Here is a 21442-nt window from a genome sequence, read left to right as displayed (position 1 = left end):
TTCTAGAATTCAAGGACGATCATTTTTTTGAGAATCGGAATTGCGAGATCCTGAATTGTGCGCAAGGTCACTAGATGTGTTGTCAGGCAAAGGTCGCGGGAACGGTTACAGCCTTGCGACAACTCCTTTGGCTCAATGTTATTTCTGGCAATATTGCGGACTGGTGGCATGGGGGAATTCAATATGAAGTTGCCGTGGCGACATGAAAACGTCACGGAATTATCACCGGAATGACCCCAGCTCTCTTGAGAATCCGGGATAGTTCGAATCCACTCTCGGTTCGGAGGTTCCGAATATGAGCAGTCATGAGTTCCAAAACTATCCGTTGTCCACTGGAGTCAACATGCTGGAAGCTGTCCGAGGATTCGGCTCGGCATTGTTTGCCAAAGATTCGTCCACGGGAATTGAATTGACCAAACCGGGAGAATCGTCCCTGTCATTTATGCGTCCAGGTGGTAGAGAGCGTATCGAGGCCTTTCTTGATTCAGGAAGCGTGGTCGCCTTGTTTTACATCGAGGTGGAGAACTTTCAGGTTTTTCTGGATATCTATGGAGGCATGATCGCCGGACGTATCCTGACCATCATCGAGGAAGAGATTCGCCTCTTGTCTGACGAGTTATTGTCCAAATGCAAATTGCGCTACATTGACCGGTTGGAACCGGGAAAATTTCTGATTCTGTGCGGCGATGACCAATGGCAGGAGGAGCATTTGGGCGATCTGGTGCTCACCTTCCGCTTAAAGCTCAAGAGCCGGGTCAAGCAGGAAACCCTGAATGTGACCGGACAGGGGCTGAACGTCCTAACCGGGTATGGGATGCTTGAAGATACTGATGCGAAGCTGGAAGATTCGGCTTATCGAGCTCTGTCGGATGCCCGCCGGGTAGCTGCCGGGACTCTGGATGTAACCAAACTCTCGTTGCTTCGCGAGTTTCGCGAGATCGTTTCGGACAGGCTGCTGGAAAGCGTGTTCCAACCCATCGTTGATCTGGAAACGGGCAATATCAAATCCTGGGAAGCGTTAACCCGGGGGCCCAAGAAGTCACATTTTCGCTCTCCGGCCGTGTTGTTTGATTTCGCCGAAGAGGTGGATCAGGTTTTTTGCCTGGAGCGAACCTGCCGCGAGAGCGCCATACACAGACTGGGAACCCTGGGGCAGGATCAGAAGCTTTTCCTGAATATCCATCCCCGGACGATTGTGGACCCGGAGTTTTCTCCGGGAAAGACCTTGCAACTGCTTGAAAAGGTCGGTCTCAAAGCCGCGGACGTTGTTTTGGAAATCACGGAACGCCACAGTGTACGAGATTTCGATCTGTTCCACAGAACGTTGGATCATTACCGCAACCAGGGTTTTCAGGTCGCGGTGGATGATGTGGGTACAGGATATTCCGGGCTCTGGTCCATTGCGCAGATTCGCCCTGATTATCTGAAGGTGGACATGTCGCTGGTACGCGGCATCGATAGTGATCCTGTAAAGCGGGCGCTCATGGAAACCCTGGTGACCTTTTCGGACAACATCGGTTGCCGTCTGATTGCCGAAGGCATCGAAAATGAGGACGAACTGTCCACACTGATGCGTATGGGGGTCCATTATGGTCAGGGGTACTTCCTGGCTCGACCAGCTTATCCAAAGCCCGGGTTGCCACCGGAAGTGCAGAATCATTTTTCGAAATCCGGCCGGGGCATGGTGGGGGACAGGCGCATTGCCTCTCCTCTGCGTGAATTGGTGGAGAGTGTGCCCTCCGTCAAGCCCGAAACCACGGTGATGGAAGTCAAGGAACTGCTTAAGGGAGCAGGTCCCATGGGAGCGGCCGTCGTGGTTAATGGACGGCGACCTGTGGGGTTGGTCATGCGTCATCATCTGGATAGCGCATTGTCATCGCAGTACGGTCTTTCGCTCTACCTGAATCGTCCGGTGAGCCTGATCATGGATCCGTCACCACTCTATGCCGAAAACGGGATCCCTGTGGAGAATGTGGCCCGAGAAGCCATGAAGCGCAAGAAAACGACTGTTTTTGACCACGTTGTGGTTACCGAGCGAGGGCGTCTTCAGGGGGTTGTTTCGGTGCAGCGCATGATGGACACCATTGCGACGGCTCAGGTGGAGATGGCCAAGGGTGCCAACCCATTGACCGGTCTGCCCGGGAATGTGGTCATTGAGCTAGAGCTTGAGCGCCGTTGCAATTCTGGCGAATCCTTTGCCATCATCTATGCTGATCTGGACAATTTCAAGGTCTACAATGACACATATGGGTTCAAGAATGGTGACAAAATCATCCAGTTGATTGCCACCGTCACTCAGTGGGCTGCCCGTCGCCATGGTGACTCCTCCCGAGATTTCGTGGGGCACATCGGAGGCGACGATCTGGTTATCATGTGCAACTCCGAACGCTCGGAACGCATTGCCAAGGCCATTACGCGTTGTTTTGGACGTTTGGTGAAGGGCTGCTACATGCCCGCTGACCGGGATCGTGGCTGGATTGAGGCCAAAGGTCGTGACGGATGCGTCCAGCAGTTCCCCTTGGTTTCAGTGTCGCTGGCCATTGTGGATTGCCAGGGCCTGTGTGATTTCTCAGTGCTGGGGCACCGTGCAGCCGAGATGAAGAAATACGCCAAGTCGATCACCGGGAACTCCTATGTGCGAGACCGCCGCGGATCCATCAGTGGCATGGAGTCCGAAACCGATCCAGAATACTGCTCCATCGCTATTGATGCTACGGGGCATGCCGGGGTTGCCGTTTGTGAATTTCCAAAAAACGAAGTGCCGAAAGTAGAGACCTCAGAACCTGTGTGCGAAACTCAGGAGAGTTGATTTTGACTTGTATACAACGATGAATTGAAGCTGTTTGCGGCCCGAAGCACATGTCTGCGCTTCGGGTCGTTTTTTGCGGTCATGCTTTGAGCGTTGGACAAATCCCACTCTTTGCTCTATCCCTTGCGGTCACTTTGCTGAAAAATCGATTATTGGAGGAAGCATGAATAGAACCATATATTTCATCGAGGGTGATGGCATTGGTGCTGAGGTTTGGGCAGCCGGACGTCCTGTTCTGGATGCTGCTGTAGCCAAGGCCTACAAAGGTGAACGTTCGCTTGAGTGGGTGGAACTGCTGGCTGGTGAGAAGGCCTTCAAGGAAACCGGCGAGTACTTGCCCCAGGTCACACTGGAGACACTTGCGAAAGCCGAACTGGCCATGAAGGGACCGTTGACCACGCCTGTGGGCAAGGGCTTTCGTAGCCTGAACGTGACCATGCGCCAGACCCTTGACCTCTATGCCTGCATCCGCCCCATTCGCTATTATGAAGGTGTCGAGTCGCCGGTGAAGCGCCCCCAGGATGTGGACATGATCGTGTTTCGTGAGAACACCGAAGATGTCTATGCCGGGATTGAGTACGCAGCCGGGACTGACGAAGCCAGACGTCTGATCGCTTTCTTGCGCGACGAACTGGGTGCCAACGTCGACGCCGAGGCCGGAGTGGGCATCAAGCCCATGACCGCCAAAGGGTCCAAGCGCTTGGTGCGCAAGGCGTTGCAGCACGCCGTGGACAACGGCAAGCCCAGCGTGACCCTGTCGCACAAGGGCAATATCATGAAATTTACCGAGGGTGCGTTCCGCGCCTGGGGATACGAGGTCGCTGCCGAGGAGTTTGCGGACAGTGTGATGACTGAAGACGCTGCCACAGCGGGAGGCTCCAAGCCTGTCATCATCAAGGACCGTATCTCTGACGCCATGTTCCAGAACGTGCTGATGTACCCCAGGGACTACAGCGTCATCGCCACCACCAACCTGAATGGAGATTATATCTCCGACGCCTTGGCTGCGCAGGTGGGTGGGCTGGGATTGGCTCCCGGTGTGAATATGTCCGATGATCTGGCGTTTTTCGAGCCGACTCATGGCACTGCCCCGACCATTGCCGGCCAGGACAAGGCCAACCCCGGCAGTTTGATTTTGTCCGGAGCCATGCTTCTGGAACATGCCGGTTTGCCCGAGGCTGCCGCTTTGATTCACAAGGCCGTGGACAAGGTGATCGCAGGCAAGAGAGTGACCGTGGACTTGGCTTCCCAGATTCAGGGTGCCGAGGTAGTGGGCTGTAAGGCTTTCGGCGAGTTGCTGGGTGAGAACCTGTAGTGACTGGTTGATCCGTAAAATATCCATGGAGCCGCTGCCCTAACGGGCGGCGGCTTTTTGATGTGATTGGCAAACTGACTGATTTCTGCCCGGAGGTGCCCCGTGCCCGAGAAATATCTTGAAGCTGTTGTCCATGCGGATCAGGCCGTCAATCCATTGCTGACGACCCTTGGGATCGAGGTGCTGAGCGCTGGAGAGGGTCAGGCCGTGTTGCGGCTGCCGTATGATCGCAAATTGCTGCAGGGCGCGGGTGTGGTCGGTGGTGGTGTGCTTGCCACCCTGGCAGATGAAGCCATGGCCCATGCCGTGCTTTCGACCCTGAACAATGGGCGAGTGACGGCAACAGTGGATATGTCCGTCCGTTATCTTTCACCTGCAGGGGCAGGGGAGGATCTGCGAGCCGAGGCCGTTGTGATTCGCCGAGGAAGCCGGGTGATATTCACCCGGGCTGAGATTGTCGACAGTCAGGGGCTGGCCGTGGCCTCGGCAGATGCTTCTTTTTTGGTCAGTGCCAAGAAAGACAAGGCCTGAATCTTGTAGGAATCGTTCATTTTATGGACTTGAATTCCGCTTTTGTTTCCGCCTTTCGCGAGTTGTCAGAAGCATTGAATGAAAAAAGCCGCTGTCCCGGAATGGGACGGCGGCCTTCTTTCGTGTCAGTGGGCAGCTGTCAGAGTCAGCTTCGCAGGCCGTCAATGACCGTGTTCAGATCATGGGTCAGTTGAGAAAGCTCCATAACGGCTTGGGAGGCTTGAACCATTGAATTGGCGCTCTCCCCACTGATGCCGTTGATGTCTTCCATGGAATGGGAGATTTCTTCCACGGCGGCGGATTGTTCCTCGCTGGCTGCGGCAATGCTCAAAATTTGCTCGGTGGTGGTGCCAACGATGTCGACGATCTCGCGCAATGCACTTCCGGCCTGTTCGGCGTAGCCAGAACTTTCGTTGATACTGGTCAGAGTGTCTTCCATGGCTTGGATGTTGTGGTTTGTTTCCTGTTGGATTCGGCCCACTGCATCACCCACTTCCTTGGTCGCGATGGTTGTTTTTTCCGCGAGTTTGCGAACCTCGTCTGCCACGACGGCGAAGCCGCGACCAGCATCGCCAGCTCGTGCTGCCTCAATGGCGGCATTGAGCGCCAACAGGTTGGTCTGGTCCGCAATGTCGGAGATGACGTCCATGACTGAGCCAATGCTTTCCGCCTGGACTCCGAGGTTGGTGAGGCTTGTCTTGAGTTCGGCCGATTGTTCACTCAGACGGGTCATGGAGGTCAAGGTGACTTCCATGCTGTCCCTTCCCGACTGTGCCTTGGCGCTGGCTTCCTTGGCGTATTCTGCTGAAAGTCCTGAATTGCGTGCGATCTCAATGACGGAGGCGCTCATTTGTTCCAAGGCCGTGGCGGCTTCCTGTGTCCTCTGGCTCTGCTGCTCAGCGCCTCGGGATGTCTGTTCGATCTGTGCCGAAAGTTCTTCGGCAGCAGCAGCCGTCTCCATGGAAATACGTCCCGCCTGTTCGGCTGTTCGGGTAATGGCTTGGTTCTGTTCGATGATTTGACGTTCCTGTTGCTTGTTTGCGGTCATGTCGAGATAGATACAGACGCCGCCGATACATTCCCCGTCCAGGTCGTGCAGAGGGAAAACGTTGGCTAGAACGTCAAGAGAGCCTCCCTTGTGCCCGGCGATCTGTACGCTCAGGTTTACGAATTTTTCACCATGATGGATGCTTTTGCCAACAGCCGTTTGGCGCGTGGGATCGTTGTAGAAAACCTCGCCCAGTTTGAGACCGTACTGCGCCTGTACTGGGCCATCCAGTTCCAGCATATCCAGACAGGCCTGGTTGGTGCGCACAACCCGTTCTTTGGCATCCACCATCAGAAAGGGCATGGGGAGATTGTCCAGAACGCCTTCTGCCGATCCTATGCGGAATTTAAGTTCGTGGACCATCTGTTCCAGGGCACTGCGAATCAACATCATTTCTCTGGGCATCGCTTCTTCGTTCCTGGCGTTGAGGTCGCCCCCAGCAACTTGGCTTGCCAGACTGACGATGTGTTTGACGGGCCTTCCCACGGCCTTGAGAGTCAAGGTAAGGGCCAGCAGTGCGACCAGCAGTGCCGCCAGGGTCAGGGCAGCGAACACAAACATGGCGTGCTGGTTTTGGGCATTGAGTTGATCAACGGTGCTGTCGAGGATGGCGATGTCGATCTTGGCCTTGTCCAGAGCCTCAATGATACTCTCGATGTCCTTATCCAAGGGGGCAAACAACTGCTGTATAGCGATGTCTCCCGTCGTTCCGTTGGCGGCTAGCTGTTGGGAAATGGAGAGGAAGTGATTGTGGTAATTTTCAAATCTGACGCGTATTTCGCGGAATTGCTGACGCTGTTCAGTACTGACGACGTTGAGTGAGGCTGCAAGGGGTTCGGCGTAATCCAGGTCCTTGAGTAAAGCCTGCATGGTCTGGTTAAAATATTGCTTGCTTTGGGCACGCGTAGTTGGGGACTTGACGTTTTGGGCGTATTCTTTTTCATGGATTCTGAGTTGGAGAGCTTGAATCTCCAGATTCTTCACGCTGATGATAAGCTGGGTGCATCGCGTCGTCAGCACATCGGCGGATTCACCGATGGATTTGATTTCTATAAATCCGAACAGGGCGATGGCGAGACTGATTGCACAGAGGCTTGAAAATCCGAGAATCAAGTGTGATTTGATGCTGTTGATCATTGGTGAGGTGCTCCTTCTGACAATTCATGTCGTTTCGACACTCCTCGCTAGTGGTATGTTAGTATGAAGGCAAGGGGGAGTAGCATTAATCGTGTTGCCTCCGGAAACCTCTTTGGTCAGGTTCTGTAGATTGTTTTCGATGTTTTGAGTGGGTGGTGTTTGCGCTGTTGATGATTGTTGAGTTTCGGGCTGGTTTGACCGAACAAAATCTGGTGGGTAAATTTGGAGAAATTATTTTTTGGTTCTACGCGACCTTTGGGACAGAAGAATTATTGAGAGGACGGCGATGTTGATTTTCTTCATGGTGTAGTCAAGTGGCTGTGGCGGTTGCGAAGTTCGGTGATTGTGATGGGCGATGTGTTTTTCCTTTGGATTTTTCTTGACTCTCCTTCCGTGTTTGCCTATCAATTTTCGTTCGTTGCCGGGGTGGCGGAATTGGTAGACGCACTGGATTCAAAATCCAGCGGGTTCACGCTCGTGGGGGTTCAAATCCCCCCCCCGGTACCACTAAGATTTTATACAAATGGGACTTGCCGTAGGGCAGGTCCCATTTGTTTTGTGTGGCGGTTTTGTTTTTCTTTTTCACGGTACGGATTTTTTCATTGGAAATGCGGGTTGGCGAAACCGGGGCCCACAGTGTATGCAATGCCTGAAGTGAAAATTCCGGAGGGAATGAATGCGCAATACAGTCTTATTTTGTCTCACCGCCTTATTGGCTCTGAGTATGGCAGCTGGCTTGATCTCCTGCAAAACAGCCGGGTCCAAACCTGCCAAGTCAACCATGGAACAGGCTTCACCCCAAAAGGCCACTGATCCCATGCAGGACCTGTCGAAACGGATGTTCATCCTTGATGATGGCCGCGACATGCGTCTGGTCATTATTCGTATGGGGAATCAGGGGATGTCGGCCGAGCAACTTCAGGCGTATGCCCGTCGCATGACTCTGGCTGACTTTGAGAAGTATGTGGAACAGAAGAGCGAGGCCAAGCGCCTTGTGTATATCGGGGCTGGACAGTTCCGGTTGGATGCTATGTCCTTTGATTTGGGCTCCGAACGTTTCAAAAACGCTCAAATGTTTATGAAGCTCAAGAACTTCGAAATTGAAGGGCACAAAATTGACGGTATCATTCTGGACAGGGTGATATTGGACGGGCGTGATTTTACCGACTTGGCCTCTCTGAAGATTTACAGAGGAGTGCTGGAGATGATGGCCCGGCAATAAGAGACTCGTACTATAAAACGATAACAGGGTGCCCCCTTTTGGGAGCACCCTGTTTTTTTAAATGGCAATTGGGCTTGTTAGGCTTTGACTTCGATCTGACGAACGGCTGTTCCGTAGCAGGAAATGTACTTGCTGCCATCGGGATGGAAGGCCACGTTTTCACGGTACCCGATAATGGCGTTGGCGCCATTGGACAGGGCACGGGTGATCATGCCGTAAAAAGCCTGCTCCATGTCGTAGCCGCGGAATGCGGCCAGTCCGATGATGCGCTTGACGTTTTTGCCGGGCATTTCCTTGGTGGTGACAACAGGAAATTGGCCGCTGGTGAACAGATCCTTGGCGCTCTGGATCTTGTCCGGCATCCGGGTCTCTTGTTCAGGTTTCTTGAGCAGGGAAAGCATGGTGCATCCTCCTTGTATCGCAGCTGGAAATGATGAGTGTGTTCAAGCGCTGCCCTGGTTCATGACTGCGCTGGCTAGACAACAGCAAACACCTTGCCAATATTCTTAACATGCTGATTTATTGGTGTTTATTTGTTTTTTGGAAAGGGCAATCACAGCGCTGGTCGATGACGCGCCAAAATGTCGGCAGGGAAGTAGATTTTTCTCGACAACCCGGAATGAAATTTTTAAAAAAGATTACAGACCAAAACCCCGGCATGCCGGGCTTGAAGCAGGGTTGCGATATGCGAAGAGGCATAAGGATTTTCGGTGAGTTTCGCGGTGTTTCAGAAGAAGCCTTTGGCAAACTTGATGAACTACTGGATTTTGATGAGGTCGGGTACGACGAAGGTGTGGTCGTTATTGAGCACGATGGTCACTACGAAGGCATTGAAGATGTCGTGTTGTGGGTGATGGACGCCATGGACGACGGATTTGAAAGTAATCTGGATGTGATTGACCATGAGGAGAACATCCTGACGCGTTTTGTCATCGAGGCTGATGGATTCAGATCCAAACAGCTGAATATCGATGATGTGGTGCAGGCTTATCCGAACTCCTAGTGACGCGAGATTGCTTCCTTGACGAATTTGAAAAGCCAGGGTCTGGAGTGGAATGCTCCGGGCCCTGGCTTTGCTTGTGTGTGGGTAGTTCGGCTGCTCAAGCTGCTGAATTATAATGCGGTTATGACTGAATTGAGCAGCTTGCTGAGTTTGTTGGCGGCTGCGCCTGCTGTGGCGATAACCTCTTCCAGGGAGGTCTCGGCCATGCAATCTGGCAGGTTCTTGTTGGTCAGACAGGAGATGCCCAAAACCCTGAGGCCCATGTGGTGTGCAGCAATGACTTCCAGCACCGTGGACATGCCAACGGCATCTGCGCCGAGCATTCTGAACGCTCTGGTTTCAGCAGGGGTCTCAAGATTTGGCCCGGTTACGCCGATATAGATACCACGTTCCAGTCTGATGCCCAGTTCAAGAGCCTTGGCGTGTGCAAGCTCGAGCAGGGCTTCGTCATAGGCGCGGCTCATGTCCGGGAAGCGGTCGCCCCAGGCATCATGATTGGGACCGGTGAGCGGGGACAGCCCCGTAAAATTGATATGGTCGCTGATGCCCATCAGCCCCCCGGCATTGAACTGCGGGTTCAAAGCTCCGGCGGCATTGGTGATAATCAGATTGTCGGCTCCGAGTTCGGCCAGGGTGCGAACGCCCATGCAGACTTCGTCTGGGGTGCGGCCTTCATAAAGGTGGAAGCGACCCTGTTGCAGCCATACGGGGCATCCGCCCACCAAGGCTGCCGTCAATTTTCCGGCGTGGCTCTGTACGGTGGAAGGCACGAAGCCGGGGATGTCGGCATAGTCGAAGGATTGGACCTCGGTCAGTCCTTTGGCCCAGTCGCCCAGGCCGGTGCCCAGGATGATGGCTGTCTTGGCATCGTGAGGCTTGCCAAGTCTGGCGCGGATAAATTCTGCTGCACTTTTAACTTGTTGGGGATTTTGCATAAATCTCTGATAGTGTTTATAAAGGATTCATCGTAACGGGGGCGCCCCTGATTCGCGAGCCATTTTCGGCGCAATCGCATGGCTTGTCAATGACGCCCTTGAGGCATCGGAGCTCAGTACATGGATATTGCAACTCTTTTTGGGTCCATCATCGGTTTCGTTCTCGTGGTCTCCGCTATTGTCATGGGCGGCGAACTCTCTCTGTTCTGGAACGGTCCCGGTGTGCTCATTGTCGTGGGCGGTACCTTTGCCGCCATCTGCGTGACCTTCCCTCTGGGCGATGTGATCGAGTCGCACATGGGCGCGCTGTCCATGTTCATGAAAAAAAAGGGCAAGGTTGAGGATGTTGTAAACATCATGGTCCGCATCGCGGAAATCAGTCGCCGTGAGGGACTGGTCGCTCTGGAGAACATTCAGACCGAAAACCCCATTCTCAAGAAGGCCTGCCAGCTCATTGCCGACAACGCCGACCCTCAGATCATTCGCGATACTCTTGCCATTGAAATTTCCACCATGAAGCGACGGCATAATATTTCCGTCGAGGTTTTTCAGAAGCTGGCGGGCTATGCCCCGGCTTTTGGTATGATCGGTACCCTGATCGGTCTGGTGCAGATGCTGGCCAAACTTGATGACCCCCAGAGTCTTGGCCCTGCCATGGCCGTCGCTATCCTGACCACCTTCTACGGCACCATCATGGCCAACCTCGTATTCCTGCCGTTCGCGGGCAAGATGCGCGCACGCACAAGTATGGAAGAACTGCATCTGCAGATCATCTTCGAAGGTGCCAAGTCGATTCTGGAGAACAACAACCCCAGACTCGTCTACGAGAAGCTGTCTTCGTTTGAACCGCCGAAGGAGCGCAAGTCCAGTGGCCGATGAACACCACGAACTCGACACGGAAGAACCGGTAGTCGAATCCAACGAGTGGATAACCACCTTTGCAGACATGTCGCTGTTGTTGTTGGTGTTCTTCATCCTGCTGTTCTCCATGTCCACCATTGACCAAACGAAGTTCACGGACTCGTTTCTGGCTGTGAAGGTTGCCCTTGGCCAGAAAGAGAAGGAGCTGATGACAGCGCGGGTCAAGACCGAGGAGGCCGCCATCCTCGATACCGTGCGCATGCAGAAGCAGTTGATCGAGTCCCAGCGCAAGGTGTTCTCCGATGTTCGGACGTTCATTACCCGCAAGGGTGTGGAGGGCGTGGTCGGTGCTGTGTTGGAAGAGGGCAAGATTACACTCCGAGTCCCCGGTGATGTGCTTTTTGCTCCAGGTCAGGTTGAGCTTGGGCCTCAGGGCAAGAAGGTCATCAGGACGCTTAAAGATTTTCTGGCTAAATCTGTTGATCAACACATGAATATCAAAGGATTTACCGACGACGTACCACCTAGCCGGAATAGCCGGTTCAAGGATAACTGGGAGATTTCCTCCTTGCGGGCCGTGTATGTTTTGCGATATCTTATGGAACTCGGGCTCGACCAGAAAAGGTTGACAGCCACGGGGTTGGCTGATTTAGAACCGCTGTACCCCAACAACACGGCCGAAAACCGTGCCAGGAATCGGCGGGTTGAAATCGTGCTTGAAAAAAGAGTGAGTAAGTAGCCGTGTCTTCATCAGACCTTGATTTTTCAATTGGTGCCGACGATGGCGGCAGTCAGCGGCGAGCTTTTCGGGCCAAGATTCCCGGAGTGGCAGTGTATGTCCCCATCCGCAAAGAGACGTTCGATGTTGCGGATTTGTCAGCGATGGGGTTGGCGTTTATGGACTCTGCCAAAGGCTTTACCGAGGGTCAGGTTATCGAATTTGATCTGCTCATCAACAAGAAAGTCTTCCTGAATAAATTGACGGCCAAGGTGATGCGTGTCCTCGACAAGGGGATTATCGGTTGCAATTTCGAAGGTGTCGACCATCGCAAGGAAGTTAAACTGGACAAACTGGTTCTTGAAGTCCAGAAGCGGCTGATAGCAATCAAGAAAAAGTCCCGAGAATAAGCATAGGATTCATAGGAAGTGTCGAACAACGAAAAAGTATTGGTGGCAAATAGAGGCGAGATCGCCATTAGGATAGTCCAGGCCTGCATTAAATTGGGTCTGGATTTTGTTTGTGTATACACCGAAACCGACCGTGACTCCGGGCATGTCCGTCTGGCTCGTGAAAAGGGCGGGGAGACATCCCTGTACCGCATCTCGTCGTACCAGGATGATAATGAAATCCTGGCTGTCGCAGATGCCTCGGGAGCTACTGCAGTTCATCCCGGTTATGGTTTTTTTGCCGAAGATTTCCGCTTTGCCAGGCGAGTCACCCAGCGCAAGCAGGGGCTGACCTGGATCGGACCCTCCTGGAAAGTGATTCGCGAACTGGGTGACAAGATCAACACCAAGCGTTTGGCCCGCGGGCTGGGCGTGCCCACCGTCCCTGGTTCCGACCGTCCCATCTATGATGAAATGGAAGCCGAGGCGATTGCCCGCAACCTGTTTGCCTTCCAGGAAGAGCAGGGGGTCAAGCGCCCCGTAGTTCTGGTCAAGGCGTCTGCGGGAGGCGGCGGAATGGGTATCGATGAGATTCATGACATCGAGGCTTTCCGTAGCGTATATCGCCGCATTCGCAACTACTCCAAGCGCCAGTTTGGTGACGAAGGCGTGTTGGTGGAGCAGCGGATTTTCGATTTCAACCACCTTGAAGTTCAGCTTCTGTGTGACCGCCATGGCTCTGAGCCGTTGCAGTTCGGCAGCCGCAACTGCACCGTGCAGTCCACGGGACGTCAGAAACGCGTTGAGGTTGCGCCCGGGTTCGCTCCCGCGGAACTCGATTATGCTTTCGACGCTGCCAAGGTGTTGGAGCAGATCAAGGATCACAGCCTGGCCATCGCGCGTGAAGCCGGATACGACAGTGTCGGCACTTGGGAATGGATCGTGACCCCCAAGGGCGAGCCATTTCTGATGGAAGTCAACACCCGCATCCAGGTGGAAAACGGTGTGTCTGCCGTGATTTCGCGTATTAATGGCAAGGGTGATGTGGACCTGATTGCGGAGCAGATTCGTTTGGGACTTGGCGAAGAAATCGGCTACTCCCAGAAGGATATAGAATTCGAAGGGGTTGGCATCGAGTATCGCCTCATTGCCGAAGACCCTGACAATCGCTTCACCCCCTGGTCCGGCGTCATCGATTCCTTCGCCTGGAAGGACGAGTCCTGGCTGTCCATGTACACTCAGGTCCCCACTGATGTTGCGTACCGGATTCCGACTGATTTCGACCCAAACCTTGCGCTCGCAATTATTTGGGGTAAGGACCTTGCAGAGGCCAAGTCACGCGGCCTGGAGTTTCTTGACAACCTCGTGCTCGAGGGGAAAGACTCTTCTGGTGAAGGACTGAAGTCCAACGTGGAGTTCCTGCGCAAAAAGACTGCGGACCTCCTCGTTTTTTCCTGATTCCGAACCGATAACGCCTCGCCCCGTCCTTGAACCCTGTCTGAGGGCGTGAGGCGTTGGAGCGTATGAGACGACATGGATATTGAAAAGAGAATACTGAGCCTCACCGAGAGGCTGCAATACATTAAGGACATCTTCGGCGAGAAGGAAAATGTCAACGTCGAGTTGTTGGAATCCAAACTTGCGGATTTCAATCAGCGCGAAAATGGCCTGTCCGAAGAGGATCAGGCCAGGCAGCTTGCCGCTCTTGAAGATTTGTACGTGTTTCTGGAGAAAAAGCTCGAACGCGAGCTGACCGCCATGGACAAGGTGCGCATTGTGCGTCATCCGCAGCGCATCTGTCTGAAGGACATTCTGGAAAACGTATACGATAACTATACCGAATTGGGTGGTGAGGGCGAGTACAACATCGACCCGAGCATGCTCATTGCGCGGGCCTACATCTCGCGTCTGGTTGGTGGCAAGGTCTACAACCAGCCCGTGATGGTCATTGGTCAGGAAAAGGGCCATGGCGAAGAGTTTCGCAACGGCGGTTCCGTCAAGCCCTGGGGTAATGCCAAGGCCTTGCACTACATGAAGGTCGCCGAAACCGAGAACATCCCCATTCATACCTATGTGTTTACTCCCGGATCGTTTCCCATCGAGGACTATCCCGGTGCAGCACAGCAGATCGCCAAGAACCTCTATGAGATGGCCGGGCTGACCGTTCCGATGATCGCCGTGTTCTCAGAAGGCGGTTCTGGCGGAGCCGAAGCTGTGGGGCTGGCAGACGTGCGTCTGATGCTATCCCATGGCTATTACTCGGTCATCAGCCCCGAAGGTGCTGCTGCCATCGAGGGACGTTTGAGGGGCGGAGATCGTGCCTCCGCCGAGCTTATTGAGACTTGTGCACAGCGCCTGAAGATGACGGCCGATGATAACAGAGCCATGGGCTATATTGACCGAGTCATCCCCGAGCCTGCTTTGGGTGCCCGCCCTGAACACTATGAATTCTTCAAGCTGCTTCGCAGCGAAGTCATCGGTGCGACGGATGAAGTTGTGCTGAACGTCAAGGGCTGGAGATTCTTCCGGGCCATGACTGTGCAGACCCGCAAAAAGAAGAAGGGTGCCAATGCCGAGGACATTTATGTCCGCTGGAGCCTTTCTGCTGGCGCGCGGTCCCGGCTTGCCTGGCGGCGTTATCAGCGTTTCCGCAAGATGAGTCTGGGAGCGTTTATCGATCGTACTCCGTTCAATCGCAAGATGGAGCGGCTGATGCGTGAGACGGGGTGGAGCATCTACTCCTTCTTCAAGTACGATTTCCTGCGCAAGCACCAGAAGAAGATCTCTCATGTCATGGAGGAGATCGGCAGCGAAATTCAGGTGGTCAAGGACCGGGTTGCCGTGCCTGTGCGATGGGTGCGTGAGACCCTGGCACTTTCCTCCAAGCAGGAGAATATCGAAGAGACTGAAAAAAGCCTGACCGAATTGTCCTGTTGGGACGAGGATGCCTGCGATCCCGGTTCCGGTGCCTCGTATGTGAGCCCCCAGGCTCGCGAGGACTACGCCGTGACCTGCCCCAACTCGGCAACCCATGGCTGCAAAGACCTCTGGGCTCCCGATCTGTTCCGTGATTTCGGTGGTGTGTGTTCCAACTGTGGACATCATTTCCGCATGGAATACCAGTGGTATATGCATAATCTGTTTGACTACAATTCCATCTTCGAGTTTTCGCGCAACGTGGAGGCGGGTAACCCCCTGTCCTACGATGGACTGGACGCCAAGCTGGAGAAGGCCAAGGCTCAGACCGGTCTGAAAAGTGCCTGCATCACCTTCGAGGCTCGGATCAAGCACATCAATGTGGTCTGCGCTACCCTTGTCGGTTCGTTCCGTGGGGGCACCGTTGGTGCGGCCGAGGGTGAGAAGTTCGTACGCGCCTGTGAACGCGCGCGGCGCAAGCATTACCCGCTTATTGCCTATGTGCATGGCACGGCTGGCATCCGTATCCAGGAAGGCGTCAATGGCGTTATCCAGATGCCGCGTTGCACCATGGCCGTACGGCGCTACATTGAGGCTGGCGGGTTGTATATTGTTGTGTACGATACCAACTCCTATGCTGGCCCCCTGGCAAGTTTCCTGGGCTGTTCGCCATACCAGTTCGCCATTCGCTCGGCCAATATTGGCTTTGCCGGACCCGGTGTGATCAAGGAGACCACAGGCATGGATATTCCGCCCAACTACCATGACGCGCATCTGGCGCTGTCGCGCGGGCATATCCACGGCATTTGGGATCGTCGCGAGTTGCGTGCGAACCTGCATCAGGCCCTGCAAACCATGGGTGGTCGCAACCTGTATTACAGGTAGCGGTAAGAACGGAGGGAGGCTTTTCGTTGCCTTGTGCAACGGAAACGAGACTTCCGGCGTCAGTTGCTGACGCTTTGCCTCTGTCTGGTCCGGCTTCTTGCCGGTGTGGGATGAATGCCCTGATCGGGACTACGAAACCAAGCTGCCTCAGGGCGGCTGAACGAAAACGGTTGGATAGAGATCGTGATAGACGTCAAGGCACTACTGGATGAAATGAAGGCTTCGCCCTTCAAGGTGATAGATATTGTGGCCCCGCATACCGGGGTTGTTGAATACGTGGCTACCGAACCCGGCACTTGCGTTTTTGGGGCTCGGGGGACCTGGCGTGAAAAGCCGGGAACCCTGTTGCTCAATCTGGAGCGCGAGCGCAACAAGAAGCCTGTGTACGCTCCGCTCAAGGGAGAGATCGAGACGGCCTTCAAGGAGTTGGATGGTACTTTTGTCGAGGCCGGGACGCTGTTGGCGACCATTCGACATTATCTGACCAAGGATGAGGTTATCGAGGCCATCCTCAAGAAGACTCTGTACCTGTTCAATGCTCCCGAGCAGGCCAAGTACTATTTCTTCCCCGAGGTGGACACCAAGATCAAGGCCTCAGGCCCGCAGTCCGTAAAGGTACACGACGGGATGGAGTTGTTTATTGTTTCGCGCATGAAGCGCGAGGCTCCACTTGTCTATAGCGGCCCCGAAGGCATGATCTACGCCGTGTATTTCAAGCACAACGAGAGCATCGAGGCTGGGACACCATTGATTGGCGTTTGCCCCGAGGATCAGCTGTCATTGATTCAGGACGTGGTCAGCCGCGTTCAGAGTGAATGGGAAGAGCGCGACTAGATGGCCAGACTGCTGCAAATCCGGGTTATGGCTCAGACCTATAGTCCCGAGGATGTGGAACAGGCGCTGCCCCGATTGTCTGCCCTGGCTTGGCCGCATCGAGCCGAAGTGGCTGGCCCGGCCATGGAGAAGCGGGGAGTGCTGGAGCTGGTGACCACCTTGTACGATCGTCTGCGTTTCGTCATTGACGATGCAGGCGTGAAGCAGGACCTGGGACCGGGGCTGGAAGAAGCCGCAGCGCTCAAGACGGGGCTGGAAACTGCTCTGGCTGATTGGAAACCGTCCGAGGCCGAGAGTCTTGCCCAGCGGCTTGAGGAGAAACTCAGGGAGCTTGAAAAGCTTGCCCCCGAGCGTCCTTTTGTCGTATCTCCACCTGAATAAATTTTGAACAGGAGAATTCCATGGCTTCTTTGAATAAAGTGATGCTCATCGGCCGCCTCGGGATCGACCCCGAGCTTCGTTACACTCAGAATGGTCAGCCTGTGGCTAACTTCCGCATGGCTACTGACGAGTCGTATCGCGGCCAGGATGGCAATATGGTTGAGCGCACCGAATGGCATCGCGTTGTGGTTTTCGGCAAGCAGGCTGAGCCTGTGGCCAACTACCTGCACAAGGGCAGCATGGCCTATGTTGAAGGTGGCCTCCAGACCCGCCAGTGGGAAGATCAGAACGGTGCCACTCGCTACACCACCGAGATCAAGGCTCAGCGTGTGCAGTTCCTGGATCCCAAAGGTGCTTCGCAGGGTGGCTATGACGCCCCGCGTCAGCAGGCTGCTCCTCAGGGCGGCGGCGGTCGTCCGCAGCAACAGGCTGCTCCCCAGCCCCAGCAGCAGGACGATGACCTCGGCCCCGCGTTCCCTTCCGAAGCTTCGGGTATGGACGACGTACCGTTCTAGTTTTTTTGCAGCATAAAGGCCGGCTTCCTCTGGAAAGCCGGCCTTTTTTTATGTGGGAAATTTGATTGCGTGTTCGAAAAGGCGGAGGGATATCCTCCTGCACAGGTTGATTCTGTTTTCTTTGAAGCCCTATGAGTCCTGGCGGAGTTTTTCCTCGACTTCCTGTTCTGTCTTGCAGGTAAGGCAGTAGGAAGTGACAGGACGGGCTAACAGACGTGCCGGGGCGATATACTCTCCACACTCTTCGCAGATTCCGTATTCGCCGTTTTCCATCCTGCTCAGCGCACCTTTGATCTTTCGGATCATCTTGTGCTCCCGATCTCGCAATCGAAAAACAACGGAGTTCACCTCCTCTGATGACGCCCGGTCTGCAGGATCTGCAAATTGTTCGGATCCCGAAGGCGCATATTGAGCCGTAAGTTTTCCCTTGCTGTATATCTCCGAAAGCACTCGTTTGAGTTCCTTGTTGATGTGTACCAATTCCTCAGGCTTCAATGGTCGGACTTCAGCTCCTTTTGGGAATTTGAAGTGGCGAACCTGATCAATAGTAATCATCTTCTTCATCCCAGTCGTAAACTTCGGGGGCATCCATGACTTCGAAGGATTGAACCTTGATGCGATAGATGTCCTGTTTTCGGCTGACGATACCGCGAGCTTCGACATATTCATCGACAAAATCGAGAAGGTCAGCGCCTTGCCCCGAATGTTCGATTTCGAATTCCCGGCTGTCGTTGGTGACGAGTTCAACCCCACAGACTTCTCCGTTCTCGCCCCAATCACAGGGAGCAACGTAGCCTTCCAAGGTGATCATTCCGGACCTGTTCTTTTTCATTGCAAACCTCTGTTCTGGTTGGTTGGTCCTTCTACTGTCTGGTTTACGAAAAGTTACAAGGTTGATCGAACCGTTTACAGGAGTGGATGGCGGTGGGTTGTTCCGGCAAATCTCTCTGATTGATTAGGATACGATCATCAATCTGGTTTAGTGAGCAATCGGTGTGCCAGTATGTATCTATCTGAGTTAATTGAATATACTTGTTTTGTGTTGGTTGGAGCAGGAAGTCGGTATTCCGATATGCCCTTGGGCAGCGCTCTTTCAGTGGTGCTGCGGCGCCGTGGTGCAGGACTCATTTAAATATGTTAATATTTTCAGATTATTACATTTTCTGTTGTTCATGGGTGAGTTCGATTTCGCTGGGACCCTGTGAGACAAGAATAGGAACAAAAAGTTCCTGTTTTTCACGGCTCCGAGGAATAACCAATTGAGCGAGGAGGCGTTTCGATTTGAATCGTGCAATTGGGAGATCTATCAGGATGTAGATCGTCGTGCCCAGGCAGCAAACTCCGATCAGCACCCAGAGGGGATTGGGTTCTCCCAGTAAATGATCGAAGACGGCGATGACCAGGAATTGCGAGATATACAAGGGATATGACAATTCACCGATGAGGCGATCCCATCTGGCGTGACGCATGCTCTCGAAGATAAAGGGAATGGACACGGCAAGGATCATTGCCATCAGAGGGTATTTCCAGGTGATGGTCATGCTTTGGTAAGTGCAGAGCAGGGTCAATAGTAATGGTAGGCCTGCCAGACCAAGGATACGCGGTAGGTGGCGCGCCAGGGGAACAAGACGGAAGGACAGTGCTCCCATGATGAATAGGTGGAGCTGGGGCAGTAGGGTGTGATGTGCGATGTTATCCCCGTCCGGGACCCACGCCACAATCGAAAGATGTAGTGTGAGACTGCATGAAAAGAGCAGTATCAGGAGGAGTGGGTGGCGGTTTACGATAAATGGCGCAAGCAAGTAGAATCCGAGTTCGACAGCAAGGGACCAAGCCTGGGGAATGAGTAATAGCCAGAATCCGAGGGTGGGGCAATCGGCGCAAGGGGTGAAGGATAGTCCGGATTCCGGATTGGAGTCGAATAGAAAGAACAGGTTTTGACCCAGAATGAGTAAGTTGCTGAGTCCCGCAATGATAATGGTGCCTGGCGATTCCCAGCGTAGGGCTTCGATGTCTTCCCGCGTGATGAATGGGTGAATGTCCATCAGCAGTAAAGCCAGCAGGGAAAGCGCGGCAATGGCAAGGTAGCCTGGGAATAATCTCAACAGACGACTGGAATAGAAAAGTATTTTGTGCTGAGTGCTGTATCGTTCGTTCAGGATCAAGGCCATGTAGAAACCTGAAATAATGAAAAACAATCGTACGGAAAGTGCCCCGGGAAGGAGTTCTCGGCTCAGGATCGGCTCATGATGTGTGAGTACTGCAAGCGCAAGGAATAATCGAATAAGCCCCATGATACCCTCCTCGGCATTCAGAAATGCTGAGTGAGAAGAGCAAAACGCGGTCCATATTGTAACTATTCGATATTAATGAAAAATAGACTTTTAATGGGGTGTGAAACGGAACTGGGCCTTCCGTTCGGGTTATTTGAAGTCTTCCTTGTGCAGTCCATGCCGGGTCATGAGTTTGTGGAGTTGCCGGGTACTGATGCCCGCCTGATTCGCGGACTTGTTGATTCGGCCCTGGTTGCTGGAAAGTAGTTCTTTCAGATAGTGCCGCTCGGCGCTTTCCTTGGCCCGCTCTCTGAATTCGGCCAGGGTCAAATCCATGTCTAGTGAAATGCTTGAACCAGAGGATTGCTTTTCGAACAATTCCGCGGGGAAACTCTCCGGTGTCAGGATTCGCGATGTTTCAAGAATGAAAGCCCGCTCCACAAGGTTTTCGAGTTCACGGACATTGCCGGGCCAAGGGTAGTGCTCGAAAGCCTTCAGAACCAAGGGGTGGATTCCCAGAATGTCTTTGAGCTGTATCCTTGAGAGTCGCTTCAGGAAGTTTTCCGTGAGCAGGGGAATGTCCTCGCGACGTTCACGCAGGGGGGGAATCTCAATGGGGAAGACATTGAGGCGATAGAACAGGTCCTGCCTGAATTCTCCTCGCTCGCACATGCTCTGCAAGTCGATGTTCGTGGCGGCCACGATGCGGGCATCCATGGGGATGTCCGAGTCGCCACCAACCCTTTGGAAAATTCTTTCTTGTAACACCTGGAGAAGCTTAATCTGGGCCGATGTTGATACCGTTCCCACTTCGTCCAGAAAGATTGTGCCGCCAGAGGCGATTTCGAAGCGCCCGAGTTTTCGCTTGATCGCCCCAGTAAACGATCCCTTCTCGTGACCAAACAGTTCACTCTCAACCAGCGTGTCCGGGATGGCACCGCAGTGAATGTTGACGAATGGTCCCTCCTTGCGGTTGCTCAGGGTGTGGATCAGACGGGCGATGACGCCTTTGCCTGTGCCTGTTTCACCGCTGAGCAGAACGGTGGAAATGGTGGGAGCGACAAGTCTGGCTTTTTCAAAGACCGTGCGCATCTGAGGGTTCCGGGTGCCAACCACTTCCGAGTGCTCCCCCTGACCACTGGTGGAGCGGAAATAATCCACCTCAGTCTGCAAGCGTTGCGCTTCCAGAATACTATCCACGATGTAGTTGGTTTCGGCCGGGTCAATGGGGTAGGTCAGATAGTTGTCTGCACCCTCCTTGACGGCCTTGACTGCGTCGCGAATTCGGTCCTGCTCTGACAGGACGACAATGATGATATGGGGATTGATGTTCCATAGGCGTTGCAAACCTTCGCGAGAACATCGTCCGTTACCTGCGGATTGCTTTTCGATGAAGCTGATGTCGATGAAAACCAGGTCATAGATGTGAGAGGCCAGTGTTCGGTCCAGCTCCCGTTGCCCGGTGACTGAATGCACCGTGGCACCCAGACCGAAGCAATCCTTGATTGTTTGTCTGGCATCCTGATTGCCGGTAACGGCGAGCACTTGGTTCATCGCAATCCCCTTGGTTGGTGGGCAGCACTTTACTCGCTGCTGTTTGGAGACGCAATAACCATTCTTTCAATGAGCCATGAAGAACAGCAGGGGCTTGTCGTCTTGAAGAGGAATCG

At 53.8% G+C, this 21442-nt stretch carries 20 protein-coding genes and 1 tRNA gene; 14 read left to right on the top strand and 7 right to left on the bottom strand.

Annotation, left to right across the window (positions count from 1 at the left end):
* The first annotated feature begins 295 nt into the window (after positions 1–295).
* From EL361_RS06945 to EL361_RS06935, 3 genes are all read left to right on the top strand, one after another.
* Positions 296–2809, top strand: a complete 2514-nt coding sequence (locus EL361_RS06945) for a GGDEF domain-containing protein (RefSeq protein ID WP_126377946.1) — start codon at positions 296–298, stop codon at positions 2807–2809.
* Positions 2810–2972: 163 nt separating this feature from the next.
* A complete protein-coding gene (gene icd, locus EL361_RS06940; RefSeq protein WP_126377944.1) occupies positions 2973–4124 on the top strand; it encodes an NADP-dependent isocitrate dehydrogenase in 1152 nt (383 codons plus the stop codon).
* 102 nt (positions 4125–4226) lie between these two features.
* Positions 4227–4655: a PaaI family thioesterase gene (locus EL361_RS06935; RefSeq protein ID WP_126377942.1), complete on the top strand. Its 429-nt coding sequence runs from the start codon at positions 4227–4229 to the stop codon at positions 4653–4655.
* Positions 4656–4800: 145 nt separating this feature from the next.
* Here EL361_RS06935 and EL361_RS06930 read toward each other — a convergent pair whose 3' ends face one another.
* Positions 4801–6840: a methyl-accepting chemotaxis protein gene (locus EL361_RS06930; protein WP_126377940.1), complete on the bottom strand. Its 2040-nt coding sequence runs from the start codon at positions 6838–6840 to the stop codon at positions 4801–4803.
* Between the two features lie 420 nt (positions 6841–7260).
* On the opposite strand from EL361_RS06930, the gene EL361_RS06925 reads away from it, so the two are divergent.
* Together EL361_RS06925 and EL361_RS06920 are read left to right on the top strand one after the other, a co-directional pair.
* A tRNA-Leu gene (locus EL361_RS06925) sits at positions 7261–7347 on the top strand.
* A gap of 169 nt (positions 7348–7516) precedes the next feature.
* Complete coding sequence (locus EL361_RS06920) at positions 7517–8062, top strand: hypothetical protein (RefSeq protein WP_172961662.1); 546 nt, start codon at positions 7517–7519, stop codon at positions 8060–8062.
* Positions 8063–8139: 77 nt separating this feature from the next.
* Here EL361_RS06920 and EL361_RS06915 read toward each other — a convergent pair whose 3' ends face one another.
* On the bottom strand, positions 8140–8463 hold the full coding sequence (locus EL361_RS06915; protein ID WP_126377936.1) for a heavy metal-binding domain-containing protein: 324 nt from the start codon (positions 8461–8463) through the stop codon (positions 8140–8142).
* 110 nt (positions 8464–8573) lie between these two features.
* Here EL361_RS06915 and EL361_RS06910 point away from each other — a divergent pair, with 110 nt between their 5' ends.
* Positions 8574–9065, top strand: a complete 492-nt coding sequence (locus EL361_RS06910) for a hypothetical protein (protein ID WP_126377934.1) — start codon at positions 8574–8576, stop codon at positions 9063–9065.
* Positions 9066–9175: 110 nt separating this feature from the next.
* Here the strand turns inward: EL361_RS06910 and EL361_RS06905 are convergent, their stop codons facing one another.
* The gene (locus EL361_RS06905) at positions 9176–10000 is read right to left on the bottom strand and encodes a purine-nucleoside phosphorylase (protein WP_126377932.1); all 825 of its coding nucleotides are present in this window, start codon (positions 9998–10000) and stop codon (positions 9176–9178) included.
* A gap of 120 nt (positions 10001–10120) precedes the next feature.
* Between EL361_RS06905 and EL361_RS06900 the strand changes: the two genes are divergently transcribed.
* From EL361_RS06900 to EL361_RS06865, 8 genes are all read left to right on the top strand, one after another.
* Complete coding sequence (locus EL361_RS06900) at positions 10121–10879, top strand: motility protein A (RefSeq protein ID WP_126377929.1); 759 nt, start codon at positions 10121–10123, stop codon at positions 10877–10879.
* Positions 10869–11600, top strand: a complete 732-nt coding sequence (locus EL361_RS06895) for an OmpA/MotB family protein (RefSeq protein ID WP_126377927.1) — start codon at positions 10869–10871, stop codon at positions 11598–11600. The genes EL361_RS06900 and EL361_RS06895 overlap by 11 nt, the downstream gene beginning before the upstream one ends.
* 2 nt (positions 11601–11602) lie before the next feature.
* Positions 11603–11989: a PilZ domain-containing protein gene (locus EL361_RS06890; RefSeq protein WP_126377925.1), complete on the top strand. Its 387-nt coding sequence runs from the start codon at positions 11603–11605 to the stop codon at positions 11987–11989.
* A gap of 18 nt (positions 11990–12007) precedes the next feature.
* Positions 12008–13426 (top strand): biotin carboxylase N-terminal domain-containing protein, encoded by a 1419-nt coding sequence (locus tag EL361_RS06885; protein ID WP_126377923.1) that lies wholly within the window; start codon positions 12008–12010, stop codon positions 13424–13426.
* Between the two features lie 75 nt (positions 13427–13501).
* Positions 13502–15769: a carboxyl transferase domain-containing protein gene (locus tag EL361_RS06880; protein WP_126377921.1), complete on the top strand. Its 2268-nt coding sequence runs from the start codon at positions 13502–13504 to the stop codon at positions 15767–15769.
* A 183-nt stretch (positions 15770–15952) separates the two neighbouring features.
* On the top strand, positions 15953–16603 hold the full coding sequence (locus EL361_RS06875; RefSeq protein ID WP_126377919.1) for a biotin attachment protein: 651 nt from the start codon (positions 15953–15955) through the stop codon (positions 16601–16603).
* Positions 16604–16984 (top strand): hypothetical protein, encoded by a 381-nt coding sequence (locus EL361_RS06870; RefSeq protein WP_126377917.1) that lies wholly within the window; start codon positions 16604–16606, stop codon positions 16982–16984.
* A gap of 20 nt (positions 16985–17004) precedes the next feature.
* Positions 17005–17499, top strand: a complete 495-nt coding sequence (locus EL361_RS06865) for a single-stranded DNA-binding protein (protein ID WP_126377915.1) — start codon at positions 17005–17007, stop codon at positions 17497–17499.
* A 129-nt stretch (positions 17500–17628) separates the two neighbouring features.
* Here EL361_RS06865 and EL361_RS17350 read toward each other — a convergent pair whose 3' ends face one another.
* The 4 genes from EL361_RS17350 to EL361_RS06850 all read right to left on the bottom strand — a co-directional run bounded on the left by EL361_RS17350 (position 17629) and on the right by EL361_RS06850 (position 21326).
* A complete protein-coding gene (locus EL361_RS17350; RefSeq protein ID WP_338031067.1) occupies positions 17629–18054 on the bottom strand; it encodes a TraR/DksA family transcriptional regulator in 426 nt (141 codons plus the stop codon).
* Complete coding sequence (locus tag EL361_RS17045; protein ID WP_172961660.1) at positions 18041–18331, bottom strand: hypothetical protein; 291 nt, start codon at positions 18329–18331, stop codon at positions 18041–18043. The genes EL361_RS17350 and EL361_RS17045 overlap by 14 nt, the downstream gene beginning before the upstream one ends.
* A gap of 322 nt (positions 18332–18653) precedes the next feature.
* Positions 18654–19793: an acyltransferase family protein gene (locus tag EL361_RS06855; protein WP_126377911.1), complete on the bottom strand. Its 1140-nt coding sequence runs from the start codon at positions 19791–19793 to the stop codon at positions 18654–18656.
* Positions 19794–19922: 129 nt separating this feature from the next.
* Entirely contained in the window at positions 19923–21326 is a 1404-nt protein-coding gene (locus tag EL361_RS06850) for a sigma-54-dependent transcriptional regulator (protein WP_126377909.1), read from the bottom strand.
* Positions 21327–21442 lie beyond the last annotated feature (116 nt).

Origin of the sequence: Desulfovibrio ferrophilus (assembly GCF_003966735.1) — a bacterium.
GTDB classification, from domain to species: domain Bacteria; phylum Desulfobacterota; class Desulfovibrionia; order Desulfovibrionales; family Desulfovibrionaceae; genus Desulfovibrio_Q; species Desulfovibrio_Q ferrophilus.
This window is presented reverse-complemented; position numbering and strand designations above follow the sequence as displayed.

Bases quoted from the DNA above. Each gene is read 5' to 3' on its own strand.
- EL361_RS06915 (WP_126377936.1), bottom strand. From the start codon at position 8,463: ATGCTTTCCCTGCTCAAGAAACCTGAACAAGAGACCCGGATGCCGGAC.
- EL361_RS06930 (WP_126377940.1), bottom strand. From the start codon at position 6,840: ATGATCAACAGCATCAAATCACACTTGATTCTCGGATTTTCAAGCCTC.
- EL361_RS17350 (WP_338031067.1), bottom strand. From the start codon at position 18,054: ATGATTACTATTGATCAGGTTCGCCACTTCAAATTCCCAAAAGGAGCT.
- icd (WP_126377944.1), top strand. From the start codon at position 2,973: ATGAATAGAACCATATATTTCATCGAGGGTGATGGCATTGGTGCTGAG.
- EL361_RS06850 (WP_126377909.1), bottom strand. From the start codon at position 21,326: ATGAACCAAGTGCTCGCCGTTACCGGCAATCAGGATGCCAGACAAACA.
- EL361_RS06910 (WP_126377934.1), top strand. From the start codon at position 8,574: ATGCTGATTTATTGGTGTTTATTTGTTTTTTGGAAAGGGCAATCACAG.
- EL361_RS06870 (WP_126377917.1), top strand. From the start codon at position 16,604: ATGGCCAGACTGCTGCAAATCCGGGTTATGGCTCAGACCTATAGTCCC.
- EL361_RS06945 (WP_126377946.1), top strand. From the start codon at position 296: ATGAGCAGTCATGAGTTCCAAAACTATCCGTTGTCCACTGGAGTCAAC.
- EL361_RS06900 (WP_126377929.1), top strand. From the start codon at position 10,121: ATGGATATTGCAACTCTTTTTGGGTCCATCATCGGTTTCGTTCTCGTG.
- EL361_RS06920 (WP_172961662.1), top strand. From the start codon at position 7,517: ATGCGCAATACAGTCTTATTTTGTCTCACCGCCTTATTGGCTCTGAGT.
- EL361_RS06855 (WP_126377911.1), bottom strand. From the start codon at position 19,793: ATGGGGCTTATTCGATTATTCCTTGCGCTTGCAGTACTCACACATCAT.
- EL361_RS06905 (WP_126377932.1), bottom strand. From the start codon at position 10,000: ATGCAAAATCCCCAACAAGTTAAAAGTGCAGCAGAATTTATCCGCGCC.
- EL361_RS17045 (WP_172961660.1), bottom strand. From the start codon at position 18,331: ATGAAAAAGAACAGGTCCGGAATGATCACCTTGGAAGGCTACGTTGCT.
- EL361_RS06880 (WP_126377921.1), top strand. From the start codon at position 13,502: ATGGATATTGAAAAGAGAATACTGAGCCTCACCGAGAGGCTGCAATAC.
- EL361_RS06865 (WP_126377915.1), top strand. From the start codon at position 17,005: ATGGCTTCTTTGAATAAAGTGATGCTCATCGGCCGCCTCGGGATCGAC.